Annotated in this window: 14 protein-coding genes; 9 read left to right on the top strand and 5 right to left on the bottom strand. The window is 56.6% G+C overall.

Translation table 11 applies throughout. The annotated features are described in order from the left end of the window. Window positions 1-125 precede the first annotated feature (125 nt). Window positions 126-1,457, top strand: a complete 1,332-nt coding sequence (locus CLU80_RS28790; RefSeq protein WP_099759164.1) for a nucleobase:cation symporter-2 family protein — start codon at window positions 126-128, stop codon at window positions 1,455-1,457. 31 nt (window positions 1,458-1,488) lie between these two features. Continuing rightward, window positions 1,489-1,998 carry a nucleoside deaminase gene (locus CLU80_RS28785; RefSeq protein WP_008077533.1) on the top strand — a complete coding sequence of 170 codons (510 nt, stop codon included), beginning with the start codon at window positions 1,489-1,491 and terminating at the stop codon, window positions 1,996-1,998. Window positions 1,999-2,071: 73 nt separating this feature from the next. Here CLU80_RS28785 and CLU80_RS28780 read toward each other — a convergent pair whose 3' ends face one another. The 3 genes from CLU80_RS28780 to CLU80_RS28770 form a co-directional block, all read right to left on the bottom strand. Then, window positions 2,072-4,540 carry a fimbria/pilus outer membrane usher protein gene (locus CLU80_RS28780; RefSeq protein ID WP_502694643.1) on the bottom strand — a complete coding sequence of 823 codons (2,469 nt, stop codon included), beginning with the start codon at window positions 4,538-4,540 and terminating at the stop codon, window positions 2,072-2,074. Window positions 4,541-4,737: 197 nt separating this feature from the next. Next, window positions 4,738-5,487, bottom strand: a complete 750-nt coding sequence (locus CLU80_RS28775; RefSeq protein ID WP_099759162.1) for a fimbrial biogenesis chaperone — start codon at window positions 5,485-5,487, stop codon at window positions 4,738-4,740. 68 nt (window positions 5,488-5,555) lie between these two features. Next, on the bottom strand, window positions 5,556-6,158 hold the full coding sequence (locus tag CLU80_RS28770; RefSeq protein ID WP_016986831.1) for a fimbrial protein: 603 nt from the start codon (window positions 6,156-6,158) through the stop codon (window positions 5,556-5,558). A gap of 324 nt (window positions 6,159-6,482) precedes the next feature. Here CLU80_RS28770 and CLU80_RS28765 point away from each other — a divergent pair, with 324 nt between their 5' ends. From CLU80_RS28765 to CLU80_RS28740, 6 genes are all read left to right on the top strand, one after another. Next, window positions 6,483-7,703, top strand: a complete 1,221-nt coding sequence (locus CLU80_RS28765; RefSeq protein WP_099759161.1) for an EAL domain-containing response regulator — start codon at window positions 6,483-6,485, stop codon at window positions 7,701-7,703. Between the two features lie 174 nt (window positions 7,704-7,877). After that, complete coding sequence (locus CLU80_RS28760) at window positions 7,878-8,585, top strand: response regulator transcription factor (protein WP_099759160.1); 708 nt, start codon at window positions 7,878-7,880, stop codon at window positions 8,583-8,585. Between the two features lie 7 nt (window positions 8,586-8,592). Beyond that, window positions 8,593-12,225: a transporter substrate-binding domain-containing protein gene (locus CLU80_RS28755; protein WP_099759159.1), complete on the top strand. Its 3,633-nt coding sequence runs from the start codon at window positions 8,593-8,595 to the stop codon at window positions 12,223-12,225. A gap of 104 nt (window positions 12,226-12,329) precedes the next feature. Then, complete coding sequence (locus CLU80_RS28750) at window positions 12,330-12,713, top strand: hypothetical protein (protein WP_093431571.1); 384 nt, start codon at window positions 12,330-12,332, stop codon at window positions 12,711-12,713. A 310-nt stretch (window positions 12,714-13,023) separates the two neighbouring features. After that, window positions 13,024-13,485, top strand: coding sequence for a hypothetical protein (locus CLU80_RS28745; RefSeq protein ID WP_093431574.1), 462 nt, complete (start codon window positions 13,024-13,026; stop codon window positions 13,483-13,485). A gap of 115 nt (window positions 13,486-13,600) precedes the next feature. Further along, a complete protein-coding gene (locus CLU80_RS28740) occupies window positions 13,601-15,229 on the top strand; it encodes a methyl-accepting chemotaxis protein (protein WP_099759157.1) in 1,629 nt (542 codons plus the stop codon). 38 nt (window positions 15,230-15,267) lie between these two features. On the opposite strand, the gene CLU80_RS28735 is transcribed toward CLU80_RS28740, so the two are convergent. Continuing rightward, entirely contained in the window at window positions 15,268-15,849 is a 582-nt protein-coding gene (locus CLU80_RS28735) for a hypothetical protein (RefSeq protein WP_099759156.1), read from the bottom strand. A 303-nt stretch (window positions 15,850-16,152) separates the two neighbouring features. Here CLU80_RS28735 and CLU80_RS28730 point away from each other — a divergent pair, with 303 nt between their 5' ends. Further along, complete coding sequence (locus tag CLU80_RS28730; RefSeq protein WP_099759155.1) at window positions 16,153-17,109, top strand: fimbrial protein; 957 nt, start codon at window positions 16,153-16,155, stop codon at window positions 17,107-17,109. Here CLU80_RS28730 and CLU80_RS28725 read toward each other — a convergent pair. Further along, a complete protein-coding gene (locus CLU80_RS28725) occupies window positions 17,104-17,466 on the bottom strand; it encodes a response regulator (protein WP_093431585.1) in 363 nt (120 codons plus the stop codon). The genes CLU80_RS28730 and CLU80_RS28725 overlap by 6 nt on opposite strands. Window position 17,467 lies beyond the last annotated feature (1 nt).

Here is a 17,467-nt window from a genome sequence, read left to right as displayed (position 1 = left end):
TTTCATCGTAATAAACGTTCAACTATGGCCTCGCGTCAAACGATCTCCGGGGCGGATCTGACCTTCAAGCGCCCCTGAGCATGCCCGCGATCTCAACAGATGCCGCACCTTCAGGAGCGTGTGAAATGACTACACAACGCATTCATCCGGTGGACGAGGTTTTGCCACTGCGACAGTTGTTCACGTTTGGCTTGCAGCATGTGCTGGTGATGTACGCGGGAGCGGTGGCAGTGCCGCTGATTCTCGGCAGTGCGATGGGGCTGACCTCGGCGCAGATCGTTTTACTGATAAACGCCAACCTGTTGACCTCGGGTGTGGCGACGTTGATTCAAACCCTTGGCTTCTGGAAGTTCGGCGCGCGGCTGCCGCTGATTCAGGGCTGCTCGTTCATAGCCCTGGCGCCGATGATCATGATCGGCAAGGAATTCGGCCTCAGTCAGATTTTCGGTGCGGTGATCGCGGCAGGCTTTATCACCATTGCTCTGGCACCGGTGTTCAGCCGCTTGCTGCGGTTTTTTCCGCCGGTGGTGATTGGCAGTCTGATCACCATTATCGGCATCTCGCTGATGCCGGCAGCGGCGATCTGGCTGGGCGGTGGCAATCCCGACTCGGCGGACTTCGGCAATCCCGCGAACTTGTTGCTGGGCCTGGCCACGGTCAGCGTGACGTTGCTGATCTACGCCAAATTCAAGGGTTTCATTGGCAACCTCAGCGTGCTGATTGGCCTGTTCGTCGGCAGCCTGATCGCAGCGGCTTGCGGCATGACTCACTTCGGTCGGGTCAGCGAAGCGGCGTGGTTTGAGCTGAGTGCGCCGATGGCGTTCGGCGCGCCGGAATTCGCGCCGGTGCCGATTCTGATCATGACCCTGGCGATGCTGGTGATCATGGCCGAGACCACCGGCAACTGCCTGGCGATCGGCAAACTGACCGGCAAAGCCACCACGCAACAGACCCTCGGCAACGCGTTTCGCGCCGACGGTTTGTCGACCATGCTGGGTGGCTTGTTCAACAGTTTTCCCTACAACGCTTTCACTCAAAACACCGGTTTGATCGCGCTTTCGAACGTGAAAAGCCGCTTCGTCGTGGCCGCGGCCGGGGCAATCATGGTGCTGATGGGCTTGTTCCCGAAACTCGGCGCGTTGATCGCCGCAGTGCCGACGCCAGTGCTCGGTGGCTGCGCGATCGTGATGTTCGGCATGACCACGGTGGCGGGGATTCAGGAACTGTCACGGGTGCAATTCGAGGGCACTCGCAACGGCATCATCGTCGCCGTATCGGTGAGCGTCGGCGTGCTGCCAATGTCCTTTCCGGCGCTGTTCGAGCACGTCGGCCCGACCCTGAAACTGGTGCTCGACAGCGGGATTTTCCTCGGTGCGATCACCGCCATCGTCCTCAACATCCTGCTCAACAACGATAAAAAATCCACTGAAACCATCGGCGCTGAACTGGCCGACTGACAGTTTGTTTTCCACTGCCCAGGAGTTACCCATGAATCAATTCACTCAGCTCATCCCGGCCGGCGTCAGCGAGCTTGATCTGACGTTGCTGCGCCAGACCATCGCCTTGTCCGAGGCATCGAAGCAACGCGGTCGCCATCCGTTCGCGGCATTGGTCGCCGATCGCAACGGCAAGGTGATTGTCGAAGCGGGGAATAACTCGATGCCGCCCGAAGGCGATCCGACGCAGCACGCCGAGTTGGTGGCGGCCGCCGCAGCGGCAAAACTGCTGTCACCGCAAGAGCTGGAACTGTGCACGCTGTACACCAGCGCCGAACCTTGCTGCATGTGTGCCGGCGCTGTGTATTGGACGGGCATCGGGCGGGTGGTTTACGCCTTGTCGGAGCATGCGTTGCTGGGATTGACCGGTGACCATCCGGAGAACCCGACGTTCTCGCTGCCATGCCGCGAGGTGTTCGCCAAGGGGCAGCGCAAGGTCAGTGTGTTGGGTCCGATGCTGGAGGGCGAGGCGGCTGAGCCGCACAAGGGTTTTTGGTCGTAACAGGGAGCTCCAGAAACGACAAGGCTCTGAATAAATCAGAGCCTTGTCGTTTAAGACTGACGAATTGAACGTGTTATTTCGATGTGTCTACGCTGGTTGAGCAAGAAAGCCTGTAATGCTCATAGTTCAAATCCTTTAGCCTTTCTGGCAGCTTGTAAGGGGCGGGGCAACTCTTGCCCTGCCACTTGATTGTGATGATGCCTTGATCTTTGGTAACAAGCGCTAACGCCTTGCCGGTGGGGTCGGAAAGCGCCAGTTGTTTACCATCGGCGTCCATCAGTACGGCTCCGAATGGGAGGGGTTTGCCCTCGGCATCGTAGAGTTCGAACTGGATCCGTCGACCTTTGCTGCCCTCGAAGCGCGCGAGCACGACTGAACCTCGTCTCGGTACGAGTTGTTGAGTGGCGTTGTCCAACTCGATTTCACCGCCGAGATTGCGTGTATCCAACGTCACCCAGTTCACGCGATAGGGCTGTGCATTTGGAACGACGGCATAGCCGTTGAGGCCGGTTTTTACGCCGGAGTAGCTGCTGACTTCTACCCCTGACATGCCAGGCACTGCCACCAGGGCGAATGTTTCGCCGACGGTCTGGCCCATGTTGATTCCCCCCGCGTGGGCCACGATCGATCCGGCCGCGCTCAGGTTCTGTGATTCATAACCGCTGCCCCGGCTGTAGCCCAATCCCAGATCACCCATCGCTGTGCGGGTACTCAGGCTGAGCGAGCCAGAGCGATCACCTTGCACACTGCGCCCGGTCTGTACGGAATAGTAGGTGTCACTGTCTTCAGTCAGATAACCATTGATCCCGGCTTGCGTACTGGTGCCGGTATTCTGATGATTGCTGGAAATATAGGCGCGAGGTGCGCGAGGTGTCGATCCGAGCGGGAATGAAATCGAAACGCTCAATTGGGTGTCGTGAGTGGTGTCGCCGCGTGTGCCGAATTCCTCGGTTTTACTCAAGCTGATGTTGTAGTTCAGGTCGCGCCAATTGTTGTTGTAACCGGCGGAGAAGCTGCGCGAGCCGCCGCGATCCCAATAGCGCTGATCACTGGCATTCAAGTACAGCGAGCCGTACTGGCGCGCTTCACCCAGGGTCTGGTTGATCGTGAGGTCGGTACGGGTTTTGGCGTTACCTGCGCGCCGCGTAGCGCCGGTGCTGGTGTCCTGAACGTGGTCGGTCAGCGTGCGGTAACCCTCGGTCGAATAACGATAGGCGGCGAGGGTGAAGCTGGTATCGGTGCCCGTGAAGGTCTTTGCATAGAGCGCGCGTACGCTGCTGCCCTGGGTCGTCTTACCGAATGCCTTGCTGGACGATTGTGTGAGGTCCAGCGACATCGCGCCAATCGAAGTGTTCTTCGCCGCACCGACGGAAAGCGCCTTGAAACCATTGCTGGCCTGAATGCCGGCAATGCCTGTCAGGTTGCTGGTCAAACCGTAGGCGAAAGTACCGCCCAGGAAGGCCGGCTTGTCGTAGCCCTCGCTGTTGTTGTTGAATTTGCCGCTCGACAGGCTGTACTTCAATTGACCCTCACGCACCATCGTCGGCAGGGCGGAGAACGCCTGCCGGGTGACCTTGCGCCGACCATCCGCCTCGACAATGGTGATCTCCAGATCGCCATTGGAACCCGATGGATAGATATCACTGATCTCGAACGGCCCCGGCGGCACGTTGGTGGTGTAAAGAATGTAGTTATCCTGGCGGACCTCGATCTTCGCATTGGTTTCAGCCACGCCACGAATGATCGGCGCATAGCCGCGCTCGCTGTCTGCGCGCATGCCCTCATCAGAGGCCACCTTGACGCCTTGATAGCGCACGCTGTCGAACAGGTCTGAGTCGGAAAAGATTTCACCCGCGCTCAGTTGCCCCTTGATCGCCGTGAGGTCGCGCTGGATGAACGTGCGGTTGCTGACAAACCGGTTGGGCCGGCCGGTGGCACTGCTCAGATTGGACTCGTTGCGCAAACGCCAGGCACCGAAGTTGATGCCGTTGCGCAGACCCAGGTTATTTGAGATTTGCGTCGAGTAATCGGTTTTGCTGCGGGAGCTGCTCAACTGATAGTTGATGAACCCGGCGGCCACGCCATCGTCCCAAAGTTCTGGGTCAACATAGCCGCGCATGCCGCGCGCCATCGCGACCTGCGGCACGCTGATATTGAGGCGCAGGCGGTTGGCGTCAAAACTGATACTGGCTTGCTCGATCATCGACGCAAGATCGTAGTGATCGGCCGGCCGTTGCTCGTCAACCAGGCCTTGCTCACGCAGTTTGCGCATGTCTACGCCCAACTGCTGTAACAATTCCAGGGTGATACGTGGCTCGACTTTGCCGTTGAGCGGGTTGGCAGCGAAATCAACGTCGCGACGACCGACCAGCGTGCCGTTGCTGAACACGTCAACGCGATATCGGCCCGGCAGAACGCTGTTGGCATTCAACAAGGGTTGCAGATCGACCGCCGATGAACCTTCAAGAAACAAGGTATTGAAAGCTTCACCCGCTACCGCGGCGGGGGCTTCGGCACCCATGGCGAATCCACAAATGGCCATATTGATGGCAAAGCACAATGGATGCAGGCAGCCCAACGCCGTTTTGTTTTTATGGCGCGCAACGTGATGCTTTACACAACTTGCAGATGTGTGGTGTTGGGAGGAAAACATGCAATTTGCCTTATCAGTCCGTGTTGCTTCAACCGGAGTCCGGAACTCGTAAATAGCTTGTGAATTGGCGGGGTGGGGCGGGGAAGTTACTGGGCGGATGCATCTTTCACGCGCTCGGCATGACTTTCGGTAGCGCTGAGTGGTGCATCGAATCGTTGTTGTGCGCCGTAATCGTTAATGGCTGAAAACGTCAGACGCGGAGAGCCAGGTGGCAACTCTTTCAAGTTGAAGGAACGAACTTCGCCCGGAACGATCATTGTCGAATCAATCACCAACTCTGCTTTTTTTCCTGCAGCGACTTTCAGGTCGGCCAGCGACACATGGTAATTACTCTGGTTTTTTACTTTCAGTACCGACTTGCCAGCTTGCGTGACCAATTGCCATACAAGTTGCACCGGCGCTTGCGCGGCGTCACCGGCCAGTCCGTTCGGGCGAAAAAAAACCTTGATGCGCTGACGCACCGCCAGTTGCAGGGTGTTGACATCGGCAGCACTGGCCTGAGGGATTTCCTGCACGTTCAGCCACACCACCGACTCTTTGTCTGCAGGCATGCCCCGGCCCTCATAGAGAATCCTCAACAGTTGCTGTTGATTGGGTTCGAGTCGGGCCAGCGGTGGAGTCACCGCAAATGGCGGCGCGCTGCCAGCGGTGTCGCCGGCATCCAGCCACGATTGCGCCAGGATGGTTTGCCCGCCGTTGCGCACGGTGACGTTTGCCTCTTTGTGCGCGCCATCGAAAATGATCCGGGTGGAACTCAAGGATATGCTGGCGAATGCCGAGTGCGTCATCAACAACCCGGCAAGCCCCAGACACAGCGGAAAATAGCGACTTAACATAGTTTTCACCGATTGATCTGGTCGGGAAGGACGAGGCACAGCGGCCCCGTCCAGGTATTACGCGCTGCTTATTCGTATTCGAGAACGAACGGCAGAGTGGCGTTACCGGTACCTGCAGTAGCGGTGGTCTTGTCGCCGGTGGTGACGTAAGCGGCTGCGAAGGACAGGGTGCCGTCGCCGCCAGTGGTGCCGTCGCCAGTCAGGCTGGTCTGTACTTTGGCAGTGGCTTCGGAGCTCAGGTCGATCAACTGGCCGTTGCTGTCCAGCAACGCGATACCTACGCCTTTGGCCGCATCAGTACCCTGCAGCTTGAGAACTTTCTTGCCATCAACCAGGCCCGAACCGCCGTTGACGGTTGGTTTGAACAGCATCGACACCTTGGTGCCGGCGTTGCAGTTCACTTTCAGGTTGAAATCGTTGGCAGCCACGCGACCAGCACCCGGGGCAGAATCGGTGCCCATGTCTTTGATCGATACGCTGCCCATGTCCACGGCGATCATCTTGTCGTTACCCGAAGCGCCATCTACCGAGCACGCATCGTTGTTGATGACGCCGGTGAAGCTGATCTGACCGCTGCCGCCCTTGACGGCTTTAGCGGCTTCTTCAGCCAGTGCACCAGTGGAGGCAGCCAGTACGGAAAGAGTGAGTACTGCGAAAGCGAACTTTTTCATGTTTATATCCGAAGTTATTGTGAAATGCTGCATTTGAAATGCCTGGTCATCTTAGGTCGGTGATAGCGATGGGTCTTTGAGATTTGTCTTAAAGCGTGGCAAGTGCGAGTTATTCAGCAATATCGGAAGTGCATGCTTATAATTTCATTCAATTGTATGGCGGACTAAATGAGACAATTCTCAAAGTCGCACGGGCTCTGTCTGGTTAGTATGCGCGGATGCAGAAATTCTCAGTCAATGCAAAGTTTGTGAACGGTCTTTCTGCTTGAAAGATAATCCAGACGTTTTTGCTATTAATGGCTGATAGAAAGAGGTTCCCGGTTTGTGAACACGCTTCGTATATTGGTATTGGAAGATCACGCCTTCCAGCGCACGGCTGCGGTCAGCGCGCTTAATAGTCTGGGTTACAAAAATATCTTTCAGGCGGCTGACGGCAAGGATGCGCTGGCTGTGATCTCCCAGGCAGGGGGCGTGGACGTTGCGTTGTGTGACTTGAGCATGGCCGGGATGGATGGTTTGACCTTTTTGCGCCTGGCGAGAGAGGCCGGATTGATTCGCGCAGTGATCATCTGCAGTTCATTGCCTGAAGACTTGTTGCGCACGGTCGATCGAATTGTCACGTTGCAGGGCCTGGAATTACTCGGCAGTGTCGCCAAGCCCTTGATGGTCGATGTACTGGCGCCATTGCTGGCTCGCTATCGGCCGCACAGCCAGGTCGATGCCAAACTGGCGGAAAGTCATCTCGATCAGCCTACGGAGAACGAAGTGCTCGAAGCGATACGCCGGCAGGAATTTCGCGCGTACTTCCAGCCCAAGTTTCATCTGCGCAGTGGTGAGGTGGATGGCGCCGAGGTGCTGGTGCGCTGGCAAAGCCCCAGTCGCGGGTTACTTTCACCGGGTATGTTCCTGCCCACGATCGAGCGTTGCGGGCTGCTCGACGAAATGTTTTTCAGCCTGCTCACGCAAGGACTGAGTCTGCAGCGTTTTGTGCAGTCCCACGGCAAGCCGTTCAAGCTCGCCTTCAATCTCGACGTCACGCAGATGGCCAACCCGAACCTTGTCGATCGAATCAAGGCACTGTTGCGCATTCACGGCGCCTCGCCAGCCGGGCTCATATTCGAGCTGACGGAAACCGGCCTGCTGCAGATGCCCGAGATCAGCATGGAAAACATGGTGCGTCTGCGCATGCTCGGCTTCAGCCTGGCGATCGATGATTTCGGTGTCGGCTATTCTTCGCTGGAGCGACTGTGTCAGATGCCGTTCAACGAAATCAAACTCGACGCCGGCTTCGTGCAGAATTTCCAGCAGGCTCGCTACAGTGCGGTCATCCACGGTGCCTTGGCCCTGGCGCGCGAGCTGGACATGCGTGTGGTCGCAGAAGGTATTGAAACCGCAGACCAGGTTCATCACCTGGCTCGACTCGGTTGCCAGTGGGGGCAGGGCTTCTTCTATGCTCGACCCATGAATTGGGCGCACCTGGTCGATTGGCGCTTCGAGGGTCAAAAGTCGTCCTGGCGCCGCGCAATAGGTACGTCCGACCTTTGATGCGCGCTCGCGGTCTGACTTTTGGGACAAAGCCCTATTTCGTCGTGTCTTTAAAACAATCATCATGTGCCGAGAAATCAATCAGATGCACCTGAAAGCTTCGGTGATGCCCGGGATCGGCTGCGGTTGCCAAGTGCTGATGATCCTTCAACCCTCCTCATCATGGAGCTGCTCATGCATTGGTCAGTCGTGAATCCGTTACGCGTTGCCATCCTTGATGATCACTCGCTCATACGTCTGGCGATGAAGTCGCGGTTGACGCGCGAAGCCGAGTTCAGTGTCGTGGGTGTGTACGGGAGCAGCGCGCAGTTGCTCGCTGGATTGCGCGAGGTCGACATCGACCTGCTGATACTCGACTACAAGCTGCACGATGGCGAGCTGGACGGGCTTAATCTGATTCGCCTGCTGCGCAAGCAATATCCAGACATGCGCATCCTCGTCTCATCCTCTGAAGAGCGCCCGGCGGTGGTGAACATGGCGATCGGAGCGGGCGTCAGTGGATTCTTCGGCAAGTCCCAGCCAGTCGATGACCTGATCACGGGCATCCGCTGCGCAGCGTCCGGCCAGTTGTACCTGTCGCCGGCAATGGCCTTCGAGCTTGATGTGCTGCCTGCGTCGGTCGATGAGCCTGCTGGTGCCAATGATGACGGCGCGGTGCACAGCGACGATTTTCTGAGCAATCCTTTGCTGTCGCCGAAGGAGAAAGAAGTCTTGCGCTGCTGTCTCGAGGGCATGGGGGTGACGCAGATCGCTTTGAAGTTCTCGCGCAGTCGCAAAACCATCAGTGGGCAAAAACAGGCCGCTTTCAAAAAGCTTGGCATTCGTGGTGATGCAGAGCTGTTCAAGTTGCAGCACAGCCTGACAGCCGACAACCAGGGATAACTCGCTTATGTTTCATCTGTTGCGCGGTGTTTTGCTCGTCAGTGTGCTTTTCGTATTCGGTAGCGGGTCGTTGTGGGCAGCAGAGCCGCGCACTCTGCAGGTGTTCGGTCGATCAGACTGCAAGGAGGTGCAGGTCGATCTGAGCAATGAAGACTGGAGTTGGCTCCGGCAGAAACGCAGCCTCGTATTGGGATCGGCGCTTCCGGATTTCCCGCCCTATGTCATGACCGCCAGCGGTACGCGTTATGAGGGGATTGCCGCCGACATCGCCTGCATTATCGGTCAGGCCCTGCATGTCGAAGTTACCGTCAAGGCATATCCCGACCGTCGCGATGCCATGGCGGCGCTTGAACGTGGCGACATCGACATGTTGGGCAGCTCCAACAGTTTCGAGTTGATCGACGGCCTCGTTACGCTCAGCAAGCCTTATGTCGAAGACGTGCCGGCAATGTTCATGCGCGGCGATGATCGGCGACCGATGCCGGCCAATCTGGCCGGTTTGCGTATTGCGGTTGCCGACGATTACCTGCCATCCAGTCAGCTGCATGGCTTGTATCCCAACGCCGAGTTCGTACTTTTCCCATCGAACGAGTTGGCACTGGCTGCGCTGGCCTTTGGCAAAGTCGATCTGTTTCTGGGCGACACGGTGTCCAGCAACTATCTGATCAACCTCAACTACTTCAACTATGTGCGCCTGCACTCTTTCGTCAAAACGCAAACCAACGGTTTCAGCTTTGCCCTGCGCCGAGGTAATGATCAATTGCTGCGTCTGATCGACTCGGTCATCGAGTCGATGGGAGAGGGCAAGATAGCCGAAATCACCAAACGCTGGTCCGGTGGCGGCGGGGCACTGACCTCCAAACGTATTGATCTGACACCCGGCGAAGCACGCTGGCTTGAGCTGCACCCGGTCGCGCGGTTCGTGATCAATGACGATCAGGCGCCATTTGCGTTCTTTGATGGCGATGGCAACTTTGGCGGAATCGGCGCCGATCTGCTGGAACTGATTCAGCGGCGCACTGGTTTGCAGATCGATGTGAAGCGCACCGACAGCTTTTCCAGCTTGAGCACACGCCTGCTGGATGGCAGCGCCGATATCTCGTTGCTGACGCCAACCGTCTCCCGTGAAGTCGGTATGCGTTTCACCCACCCGTTCCTCGCCAGTCCTTTTGTGATCGTCACCGCCAAGGACGCTGGCGCGCCTTCAAGCCTGCAGGAGCTACGCGGCAAGCGCGTCGCCGTCCCCGAGAGCTCGGCGGAGCGTGAGCTGCTCAAGGATTATCCCGACATTGAAATTGTCGACAACGAGACAGTGCTCGGCGCTCTGGCTGACGTGAAGGATGGGCGAGCAGACGCGATGATTACCACGCTGCACAGTGCGCGCTATTACATCGCTCACATCTACAGCGACAGTTTGCGCATCTCCAACATCGTCGGCATGAACAAAGGTTTCCTCGCCTTCGCCGCCCGACGCGCCGATACCGAACTGGTCAGCATTCTGAACAAGGCTCTGCTGAGCATTCCACCCGACGAGCTGGACGTGATCCTCAACCGTTGGCGTCCCATTGCCGCGTTCTCGGGACTGTCGTGGCGCGATTACAAGGTGTTGATCTATCAAATCAGCGCTGGTGCCTTCTTGATTATCCTCGGATCGCTGGCGTGGAATTTCTATATTCGCCGGCAGATCCGCGAGCGCAGTCGGGCAGAGCGCTTGCTCGGCGATCAGCTGAAGTTCATGGGGGCGCTGATCAACGGCACGCCGCATCCCATTTACGTACGCGATCGGGAAGGTCGGCTTGTCACCTGCAATAACAATTATCTGCAGACGTTTGGCCTTTTGGAAAAAGACGTGATCGGCAAGACCGTGCTCGAAAGCGGCAAGCGCAATCGCCAGGAAGCGTTGCAATTTCACGATGACTATTTGCGCGTCATCGAGCGGGACGAACCTTACGAGGTGGATCGCACACTGCATGTCGGTGATACGCGGCTGATCATTTATCACTGGATCCAGCCTTATCACGACACGACGGGGGAAGTCAGAGGCGTGATCTGCGGCTGGATCGACATCAGCGAACGCCGCGAACTGATCGAGGAGTTGCGTTCGGCGAAAGAGCTGGCCGATGAGTCAAGCCGCGCCAAAACCACGTTCCTCGCGACCATGAGCCACGAGATCCGTACGCCGATGAGCGCCGTGATCGGCATGCTCGAACTCACCCTCAAGCGTGCCGAGCAGGGCCACTTTGATCGACCGGCGATTGAAGTCGCCTACGACTCGGCGAAAGGCCTGCTGGAGCTGATCGGCGATATCCTCGATGTGGTTCGCATCGAGTCTGGGCATGTCAGTCTTTCGCCCAAACGTGCCAACCTGCGCGAACTTGTAGAGTCCGTGGCGCGGGTGTTCGACGGCTTGGCCAGGCAGAAGAGTCTGGTATTGAAGCTCGATATCGACGCCACTGTCGGCTGTGACGTACTGGTTGATCCGATGCGATTCCAGCAGGTGCTCTCGAATCTGGTCGGCAATGCCATCAAGTTTACCGATACCGGGCATGTCAGCGTCTCGATTCGCGGCCAACGCCTTGCTGACGAACGTTTGCAGGTCGATCTCAAAGTCGAGGATACCGGCATCGGCATTTCCAGCGCTGATCTGCAGAACCTGTTCCAGCCGTTTTCGCAAGCCAATCACGGCCCCTCGAACCGGGGCGGCACCGGTCTGGGATTGGCGATTTCACGTTCGTTGTGCGAGTTGATGGGCGGGCGACTGAACATCACCAGTACGCTGGGCAAAGGCACCTGCCTGGAAGTGTCGCTGTTCTTCAATATCCTCAGTCCGCTCGGCGGCAAGGTGCTGCCTGTTTCGGTTGTCCAGGACAAGCCAGTGCCGACGCTGCGGATTCTGGTAGTGGATGACCAGAGCGCCAACCGTCTGCTGCTGACGCAGCAGCTCAGCTTTCTTGGCCAGGCGGTGCGTGATGCTGCCGATGGAGCGCAGGCATTGGCATTGTGGCGTTCGGAGCCGTTCGACATTGTGATCACGGACTGCAACATGCCGGTCATGAACGGCTACGAACTGGCCCGCACTATTCGCCTGGACGAACGCGACAGTGGTGGAGCGCCGTGTATCGTGCTGGGCTTCACAGCCAACGCGCAGCCGGAAGAAAAAGTGAAATGCCGAGAGGCGGGGATGGACGACTGTCTGTTCAAACCGATCAGCCTCAGCACCTTGTCGACCCTGCTTGCCGGCTGGGAAAAGGACGTCGAAACCGAGCCAGTTGAAAGCCCGCCTGCGGTGGGTATCAAGGAGTTGGGGTCGATTCGCGAGCGTCTGACCGAGCTCACCGGAGGCGATCTCGACATGATGAAAGAACTGCTGCGCGAGGCGCTGTCGAGTTGTGAGAAGGATCTGGAGGAGCTGCATTCGCTGATACCCGAAAGCGATCCCGGGTTGTTGGCTGACCTGGCACATCGGATCAAGGGCGCGGCGCGCATTGTCGCCGAGCATCAGGTCATCGAGGCGTGTAACGACCTTGAGGCCGAGTGCGAAGCGCCGGTCATCGATCCACTGGATATCAATCGCAGCGCGTTGAAGCTGGAGCATGCACAGGCTGATCTGATCAAGAAAATCAAACGGGTCGAGCTGTAACCGTATTGGCGCAGGGCTCTGCTGACTGGCCTTGCATTGAAGGGGGACGTTAAAGATCATTTTGCAACGGGCGATACCTTGGTTAATAACCATGGAGTTTCGCGATGATCATTCGACGTCCTTTATTGATTGCCTGTCTCTGCCTGCTGAGTTTTGACACCGTCAGCGCGGCCCAGTCTGCGCCTGTCAGCGGAGTGATTCGCTTCAGCGGACAGATCGTCGAGACAAGTTGCATGGCGAGTGGCGCCAGCCGTGCTTCTGCTTCTGTCGAGCTGCTTGATTGTCCGCAGGCGAGCACTGGTCAGATGTTCTCGGTGACCAACGTCAGTGCGGCAGGGCGGGGTGAGCCGCGCCAGCAAGTGTTCGTGAAGATGATTGCCGATACCCACGAGCAGGAAAAATATTACGACCAGCGTTTGCTGCTCACGGACAACAAGGGCCATCAGATAACGACTGGCAATTACGTCGTGACGCTGACGCTGCCTTGATGGGCTGAGAAAGAATGAGTTTGCGCCCCTTGTTTCAAGGTTACTGACAAAAAGGGGCGTTAATAATGAGAATTGTCTGGTTCGTATACGACCGTCCCGCGCTTCTGGCATTGCGCCGCTCGCCACCGTTGCAAAATCCCTCCCTCCAAAGACTTTGAACCAGGCCGGGCCTCGCTAGCGCGGGCTTGTCATCAAGGTGTGGTTTTCGCTCAGCGATCCCTGCGGTCATTTTGAGACAAGTCTCATATCGGCCAGGTTGGCCCTTTGGTTATTTTCTTGAAAGGAAGAATGGAGCTGCCAAAGGTGTCCGATGTTTCTTGAAAATAACCGAAGTCGATCCTTGCGGATCCTGATCGCCGATAACGACGTGCGTAGAGGTCTGTCGATTGAACAACAGTTCAACAAGCTGGGCTGTCTCAGCGTAGTGAACGTCTGTACTTATCGTGACCTGAGAGTACTGACGTATTACTGCCCCCAACGGCTCAGCCTGGTCGTCGTCAATGCTGAGTTGCTCAACGAGATGGCGATGGATCCGCTCGATTTTTTTGGGGAAAACCCGTTGATTCGTCACCTGCTGATTTTCAACCCCAGTGATGATCATCAGTGGTCGAAGACCGTCTTCAATCCGCATCCGCAACGCTGGATGCGTCTGGTCTCGAAAATCGATCTGCCGCGATTGGCGGATTTTCTGATGCTGGCCGACCCGACGCTCAAGGAGCTGGCGGAGCCGGCCTCATCCGACTCCACGCTTTCTTCGGGCGCAAACCGCTAGCTGTTGCGCCTTCGCGCGGTCATCCGCTTGTGCTTTGAGGTGCTATTGCTCAGCGCCTGCTTTGCTGCCCGCTCGTTTGCCCCATTGTCTTGAATACACTCTAAGGTAAGGCATCATGCTGCTTCGTAAACTCAATCTCGCGCCGCGTTCGGCGCTGTGTTTTGGCTTGTTCTGTCTCATGATTATCGCGATCGGATTGATCGCCTTGCAGCAAGTCGACTTGCTCAATAAGGCGGAGACCTATGTCGAGACGACCATCGTGCCGAGTATCAAGCTACTCGGACAACTGGATCGTGAACTCATCGAAATCAAGGGCAATAACGCCCGCCTGCGCAACCCTATCGAAACACCTGAGCGTAAGGCTCAGGCCTTGATGGACATTCAACAGTCGCGTCAGCTCATCAAAAAACATCAGCGCGCACTCATTGATCTGCTGGCAACTGACGCCGGGCGTGAGGCCTTCGAGGCGTTCGCCAAAGCACAACAAGTCAATGATCAGGCGCAGGACCAATACCTTGAAACCGTGGCAAAAGGGCAGCTTGAAGCGGCTATTGCGCTGTCAAAGAATCAGATGCGTGCCGCCTCGGACGGCGTGCAGGTCGCGCTCAAGAAGCTGATTGCTCTCAACGAAATTGAAGCTTATGAAGCGGGCAAGCAGGCCGACAATGTTTACGAACACACGCTGTTGATCGTCAGTGTGTTCATTGTCATTGCCATCGGTGCTTCCTTGGCCTTGGCAGTGTTGTACACCCGCAGCCTGACGGTGCCGATTGCAGGCTCGCTAAGGGTTGCGGAATGCATCGCCGCCAACGATTTGAGCGAAACCATCGCGCTGGATGGTTCCGATGAGGCGGCGCAGATGCTGTCGTCACTGGCGGCGATGCAAACCAGTTTGCGTGATGCCCTGATCATGATCCGTGACTCGTCCACGCAGTTGGCCGAAACCTCGGAAGTCATGCACGGCGTCACCGAAGATATCTCGCGTATCACTCAGCGTCAGAGCCATGAAATCGAAATGGCCGCCACGGCCGTGACGCAAATGAGTGCAGCGGTGGAACAGGTTGCGGACAACGCCGCATCGACCTCGCAACTGACGTCGGAATCAAGCGCCGCAGCCATCGCCGGTAAAACCCGGGTCAGCGAAACGGTTGCGGCAATCAATCTGATGGTTTCCAGCGTGCATAGCACTTCGGCAGAAGTGCAGGCGCTTTCTACGATGGCGAGCGATATCAGCAGCGTGCTGGACGTGATCCGCGAAGTCGCCGAACAAACCAATCTGCTCGCTTTGAACGCGGCCATCGAAGCAGCGCGGGCGGGGGAGGCGGGCCGTGGCTTTGCCGTGGTTGCTGATGAGGTGAGAGGGCTGGCCCAGCGTACGCAGAAATCGACCGAGGACATCGAGTCCATGGTCAGCTCCATTCAGTCGGGCACCAGTCGGGCGGTTTCTTCCATGAGCCACACCCGCTCTCAGGCCGAAAGAACACTCAAGATGGCCAATATCGCCGGCGAAGTGCTGACCGACATCACTGGCTCTCTGAATCTTATCAATGAACGAAACCTGCTGATGGCGACCGCTGCCGAAGAGCAGGCTCAGGTTGCGCGCGAAGTGGATCGAAGCCTGATCAGCATTCGCGACCTGTCTTGCGAAACCGCAGAAGGCTCTAAACAGACGGCAGTTGCATCGGCGGAGCTCTCGCAGTTAGCGGCGTCGCTGAACAAATTGACCAAGGAATTCAAGCTCTGACTGTGAGCGTAAAGCCCTGGTTGCCAGGGCTTTTTTTATCAGTGCTTGAACGGTGAAGTGAAGTCTTGCACATCGGGTGCAGAATTCTGAGCTGGCGATGCGGTTTGTGCCGTCAGTTGTTCAATGCAGGTGGCGAGTTGTTTTTCATAGCTCTCAAGCACCGCTTCGGCTTCAGCTTCGCGCTCATCACGCAAGCGAAAGAAGTCGTCGCGACTGAGCTGATCCGCTACGAGGCGGATATTTTGCTCGATGATCGCGCACAGAGAATCTTCATCCTCTAGCGCGGTGCTGGTTTGCGTCGCGCGTTGAGTGTTTTCCAGTTCGGTCTTTGCCGTCTCGGCAGCCTTCACTTGTTCCTTCGCGTTAAGCAGATCGGTTTCCAGGGCTTGCTTCTGTTCTGCCAGGCGCTTGAGTTCTGCGCTCATTGACTGGATAGCATCGGCGCGATGGGTGAGTTGGACCTCCTGTTGTTGCACCACAGCCTTCAGTGGAAACAGTTCATTGAGCTGGTAACCGGCGACCACAGTCATGGCGATCAGCGCCAGTGCCAGAATCGTCAGGCAGTAGATGGCGGCGTTGCTCTGGGGTTTTGGACTATTGAGGGTATCGAGGGCTCTCACGGAATCGTTTCTCCTATCAAGAGCGGCCAGTGTAATGGCCGAGTTTCGTTGTGCCTTTAAGACGAGTCTTAAAATCGATGCCCACACGGCGCGCCATACCGAATTATTAAATAGAGCTTCTTATTCAATCGTTCATATAAAGCCATGAGAATTGTCTTGTTCTTGAATAATTAAAGGTTTTGCGTTAGAGCATATTTTTTATTATCGTCCTGCTCCGATTGCGGTAGTTTTCTGTCGAAAATATTCGCGCACTCGTCCCACTATTCAGTTGTTTGCTAGCAAGGCAGCTACAGAGAGAGTGTTATGAAGTTTCTCCATATTTTAATTGTTGGATTCTTGTATTTGCTGCCCTTAAATGCAATGGCGGCAGTTTGCGAGTTTTATCCCAACCATACCATGGGCAATCTCTATATTACCCTTCCGGCCACGATCTCGGTGCCGCGGGATACACCCATTGGCTCGGTTATCTATGAAAGCCCGATCGTGACCATGGGAAGTATCCCCAGTTCGTTCAAGTGCTCTGCGGTACACAATGAAGGTGTGCGCAATTCCAGGGGCGTCACCAATGCAGGCGCGCAGACTTTTCCTCTTGGAAATACCGGGATCGGCTGGCAATGGATTCGACCGCCATCGGGCAAAGTATGGAAAGGCTTTCCTGGGGATAGTGACGTCGCTGGCAATTGGGGATGGAACGGCAGCCAGCACATGTTGCGGCTTATAAAGACGGCAAATCTAACCGGTGGTACGACGATAAACTCAGGCCAACTGGGGAAGTTTGTCGCTGGTGAGATCGAGCCTTTGGCAATGAATGTAACCGGCACGCGGATCGTCTCACAGTCTTGCGAAACCCCCGATGTAAAAGTGGATATGGGTAGCTATACCCTGAGCGATTTTTTCCAGAACGGTGCCTATGGCAAGGATCATCTCTTCTACCTTGGTTTGAAAAACTGTCCTCCTGGAATCAATAACTTCAGGTTCGCCTTTTCGCCCACTGCGGGCAGCCCTGTGTGGGACGCCAATACGGGCGTGGTAAAACTGAACAGTAATTCCACTGCAAAAGGGTTGGCATTGCAGTTGCGCTTCGGTGACAGAACGCAGCTCAAGCTGAATCAGAAGTACATAAGGAAAGCGCCCACAGAGCAAGGCGGGAATGAATTTATAAACTTGCAAGCGCGCTTCGTGCGCATTGAACCTTCCAATGCGCAAATGAAGCCGGGCGATGCAAATGCCGAAATTGCCTTTGTCGTTGAGTATCTATGAGGAGGCCAACAGCTTCTTCACCTCAGCCACAATCACTTCAATGTCGAAAGGCTTGGGCAGCACCACGTCAAACAGATCCGAGCGCTGCATGCCAATGTGCGCCTGCGCGCCACTCATGAGAATGATCGGCAGGTGTTTGACGCAAGGCTGGGCACGCACGGCTTCGGCGAATTCGAGGCCGTCCATGACCGGCATCATGAAGTCCGTGATGATCAGTGCTGGCCGTTCTCTCTCGAGCACTTCGAGCGCTTTCTTGCCATTGCTGGCCGTCACCGTCATGAAGCCTTCATCCTCCAGCGCAAAGCCAAGAATGTCAGCAATCAGATACTCGTCGTCGACTACCAGGATGGTGGTCATG

The sequence above is a fragment of the Pseudomonas sp. 29 genome, from assembly GCF_002754355.1.
In the GTDB taxonomy this organism is placed as follows: domain Bacteria; phylum Pseudomonadota; class Gammaproteobacteria; order Pseudomonadales; family Pseudomonadaceae; genus Aquipseudomonas; species Aquipseudomonas neuropathica.
The sequence above is the reverse complement of the archived record's forward strand: the minus strand, read 5'-3'. Positions and strand labels throughout refer to the sequence as shown.